The organism is Streptomyces colwelliae (genome assembly GCF_048158785.1).
Classification (GTDB): domain Bacteria; phylum Actinomycetota; class Actinomycetes; order Streptomycetales; family Streptomycetaceae; genus Streptomyces.
In genome coordinates, this window is record NZ_JBLTJC010000599.1 from 1 (window position 1) to 4139 (window position 4139).

The window sequence follows — 4139 nt, forward strand, 5'->3', positions numbered from 1 at the left end:
CCTCATCTCCCCACGCCAGTCCTCTCCTGTCCCCTCGCCGCAGAGCCCTCCTCCGCACCCGCAGGCCCCATCTCGCCCGACGCCCCGCCGCTCCCTCGGACTGCCCCCGACCCACACCACCCTGATCTGCGTAGCCCTCCCGGGCCTCGCCGTCTCCACCGGGCAAGGGCAGCTGAACGGCTGGGGGCTGGAGGGGTTCTACCGCGCGGGTCGGCGCGTGCTCTCCCGCTGCCAGGTGCGGGTGGCGGGACGGGAACCGCTGGCGGTGCAGGCCAGGATGACGGCGGCCGACCGCGCCCGTTTCGTGGGGACCGTGCGGGTGTCCCCGGACTGCGGCCCGGATCCGGACCTCGTCGTCGAGCGGACCCGGCACGCCGACGGCACCGAGCGCATCACCCTGCGCAGCGTTTCCCGACGCCCGCTGCGTCTGCCGGTCGAGGTGGCGCTCGGCACCGACATGGCCGACCTGGGCGCGATCGCCGCAGGCAGCACAGGACCCGAACTGCCCGCCAGCGTGCACGACTCCGGCCTGCGCTGGTCCGGCCCCACCGGGAGTTCGGCGGTCACGGCCGACCCGCCGCCCGCCGACGCACTGGCCTCCGCAGGACTCCTGCGCTGGGAGTTCGAACTGCCGCCGGGCGGCACGGTGAGCGTGGAACTCCGGGTACGGCCGGACGGCGCGGGACCGGTCCGGGCCGTGGGCCACGGGGCGACCAGCCCTCTGGCCTCCGCACGGGCGACCGGCGACGACCCCCGAGTGCACGTGCTCATGCGGACCAGCATCGAGGACCTCCAGGCGCTGCTGCTGCGCGACCCCGCGCACCCCTCCGACATCCATCTCGCGGCCGGGGCACCCTGGCGCTGCGGTCTGGCGCCGGCGGAGTCGCTCACGGCGGCGCGGATGACGCTGCCTCTCGGTACGCGGCTCGCCGCGGGCACACTGCGGATCCTCGCCCGCACCCAACTCCAGGGCGCAGGAACGCAGTTGGGCATGATTCCCGGACCACGTCGTGACGCCGGCGCCCATCTGCCGCCGAGCTGCATGGGGACCGAGGCGACCCTGCTCTTCCCGGTGCTGCTCGCGGAGGCCCGCCGCTGGGGGCTCCCGGAGCAGGAGACACAGGAGTTCCTTCCGGCCGCCGAGCGCTGTCTGACCTGGCTGCGGACCACCGTGGGCGACGGCACCTATCTGCGCGACCCGCACCCGGGCGGACCCGTCCGCTGCGAGACACAGGCCCACGCCCACCGGGCGGCGCTGCTCGGCGCCGATCTGCTCGACGCGTTCGGCAGACCCGGCGGTGCGGAACTGCGGCAGTGGGCCCAGGAGTTGCGCACCGCCTTCCGCGCGGACTTCTGGATCGGGGACCTGGGCGGCGGCCGCCCGGCGGCGGCCCGGTCTCCCGACGGACGCCTCGTACCGCACCTCGGCGCGACCGCGGCCCACCTCCTCGACACCGGCCTCTTGGGCGGCGGCGAGTACGCGTCCGGCCTGCTGGACAAGGTGCGGGCCGAACAACTCGCCCGGCTGCTCGGCGCCCCGGCCATGGACTCGGGCTGGGGGCTACGCGGCCAGGGCGTGAAGGAACCGGGATACAGCCCGTTCAGTCACCGGGGCGGAGCCGTGCGGGTCGCGGAGACGGCGATCGCCGTCGCGGGCCTGGCCGCCGCCGCGTACGAGAAGGAGGCGACCTCGCTGCTGCGGGGCGTCCTCGCCGCGGCCGAGGCGTTCGGACACCGGCTCCCCGAGATGTACGCGGGGGAGCAGCGCACCGACGGGAGCGCTCCGCTTCCGCACCCGGCGGCCTGCCGCCCGGCGGCCACGGCGGCGGCCGCCGGAGTGCTGCTGCTGACCACCCTCGCGGGCATCCGCCCCGACGCCCCCGCCCGCACGGTCACCCTCCGCCCGGTGCGCAGCGCACCCCTCGGCGAGATCGGACTGACCGGGCTGCGGATCGCGGGCGCCCCCTTCTCCGTACGGGTCGGCCGGCTCGGTGTCGCCATGGTCGAGGAGGCGGCCGACGGCCTGCAATTGGGAGCGTGACCTCGGCGGAGGCCGTATCGGGAGACGGCCGGAAGCGGTGGGCGGGCCGCGCATCGCACCGATGTGGATCAGTCATGGCGGTACCGGCGAAGGGAGTGTTTATCGTCAGGCAGACGACTATGATCGCCGCATGTCCTACGACCCGTCAGCGTATCCGCCCTTCGCCGTCACCGTGGATCTGGTCGTGCTGACCGTGCGCCGCCATGCTCTGTGCGGGCTGGCGGTACGCAGGGGCGAGCCGCCGTTCCAGGGGCGCTGGGCGCTGCCCGGCGGCTTCGTGCGGGCCGACGAGGATCTGTCGCAGGCCGCTGCGCGCGAACTGGCCGAGGAGACGGGACTGCGCGCCCACGACCCGGGCGCCCCCGTCCAGGACAACGGAGCGCATCTGGAGCAGCTCGCGACCTACGGCGACCCCAAGCGTGACCCGCGGATGCGCGTCGTCAGTGTCGCCCACCTCGCGCTCGCTCCCGACCTGCCCGCGCCCCGCGCCGGTGGCGACGCCAGCAACGCGCGCTGGGCGCCCGTCGAAGAGCTGCTGCAACAAGGCGGGTTCGGACGCGACGGCGATCCGGTGGCGCCGCTCGCCTTCGACCACACGCAGATCCTGTCCGACGGGGTGGAGCGCGCCCGTTCGAAGATCGAGTACTCGTCCCTGGCCACGGCGTTCTGCCCCACCGAGTTCACCGTCGGCGAGCTGCGCCGCGTCTACGAGGCGGTGTGGGGCGTGGCGCTCGACCCGCGCAACTTCCACCGCAAGGTGACCGGCACTCCCGGGTTCCTCGTCCCGACCGGCGGTACGACGACCCGTCAGGGCGGCCGTCCCGCACAGTTGTTCCGGGCCGGCGGGGCCACACTGCTCAACCCGCCGATGCTGCGCCCCGAGGTGTGACGCCGTAGCACCGCGACCGAGGCGATCAACCCTTGCGGAGCGGGCCGTTCGGTGCCCGGAAAAACGGACATAGCGCGCTATCTTGCTGTGGGTGATCCAGGCCTTCGGACTGACCAGCAACGCCCGCAAGGAGCATCCGCCCGCCGTCGACGACGTCTCGTTCGAGGCCCGTGCGGGGCGCGTCACCGCACTCCTCGGAGCACCGGGCGCGGGCAAGACGGCCGCGCTCAGGCTCATGCTCGAACTCCAACAGGGACGTGGAATCACCTACTTCAGGGGCCGCCCCCTGCACCGCATCGCCCACCCGTCGCGCGAGGTCGGCGTGCTGCTGGGCGATGTGCCGGGTCATCCGGCCCGATCGGTCCGCGGCCACCTGCGAATGCTGTGCGCCGCGGCGGGAGTTCCGGCCCGGCGCGCCGACGAAGTGCTCGAAGTGGTCGGCATCGTCAGTTTGCGCGACGAACGTCTCGGCAGCCTCGCGCGCGGCATGGACCGTCGCCTCGGCCTCGCCTGCGCCCTGCTGTCCGACCCGCACACACTCGTGCTGGACGAACCCGCGGACGCCCTCTCCACCCGCGAAAGCCGTTGGCTGTACGGCATGCTGCGCGCGCACGCGGCCCAGGGCGGCACGGTCCTGTTCACCACCGCGGAACCCAAGGAGGCCGCCCGCTGCGCCGACCAGGTCGTCACCCTGGAGCAGGGCAGACTCGTCGCCGACCAGGAGGCCGGAGACTTCGCCCGTACCCGGCTGCGCCCCCGCGTCGCCGTCCGCAGCCCGCACGCCAACCGCCTCGCCGCCCTCCTCACCAAGGAGGCCCGCACCGCGCACCGCTCCGTCGAAGTCGTACGGGAGGACGGCAACCGCCTTTCCGTGTACGGCAGTACATGCGCCGACGTCGGCGAGACGGCGTTCCGGTACGACATCCTCGTCCACCAACTCGCGGACGAGATCGGGGACATGGGGCCGGGCGCCGGAACGACCCTCCGAGGCGAGGCGGATTCCGCCGACGAGCCGCGAGCGCCTGGCCCCCCGTCGGCAGTCGAGGTGCCATCGGCCCGCACTGACGTGCCACTCGCAGGGCTGCCGACGCGACTCACAGATGCGCCGCGCACGGAGACGCCGAGGCCGTCCACCGACACACCGCCTGCCGGGACCCCACAGCCCCGCGCCGCCGAGCCGCTCGTCGACAGTCCACAGCGGCCCACCAC

Annotated in this window: 3 protein-coding genes; all 3 read left to right on the top strand. The window is 74.0% G+C overall.

Translation table 11 applies throughout. The features are described 5' to 3' along the window. Positions 1-100: 100 nt before the first annotated feature. Positions 101-2041, top strand: coding sequence for a glycogen debranching N-terminal domain-containing protein (locus ACNFOC_RS51620; RefSeq protein ID WP_416965907.1), 1941 nt, complete (start codon positions 101-103; stop codon positions 2039-2041). A 130-nt stretch (positions 2042-2171) separates the two neighbouring features. Continuing rightward, positions 2172-2930 (top strand): NUDIX hydrolase, encoded by a 759-nt coding sequence (locus ACNFOC_RS51625; RefSeq protein WP_416965905.1) that lies wholly within the window; start codon positions 2172-2174, stop codon positions 2928-2930. Positions 2931-3021: 91 nt separating this feature from the next. Next, positions 3022-4139 (top strand): ABC transporter ATP-binding protein (locus ACNFOC_RS51630; protein WP_416965906.1); only part of this gene is annotated, 1118 nt, incomplete at its 3' end.

Excerpts from the sequence above, each read along its gene's own strand:
- ACNFOC_RS51625 (WP_416965905.1), top strand. The coding sequence starts at position 2,172 with ATGTCCTACGACCCGTCAGCGTATCCGCCCTTCGCCGTCACCGTGGAT.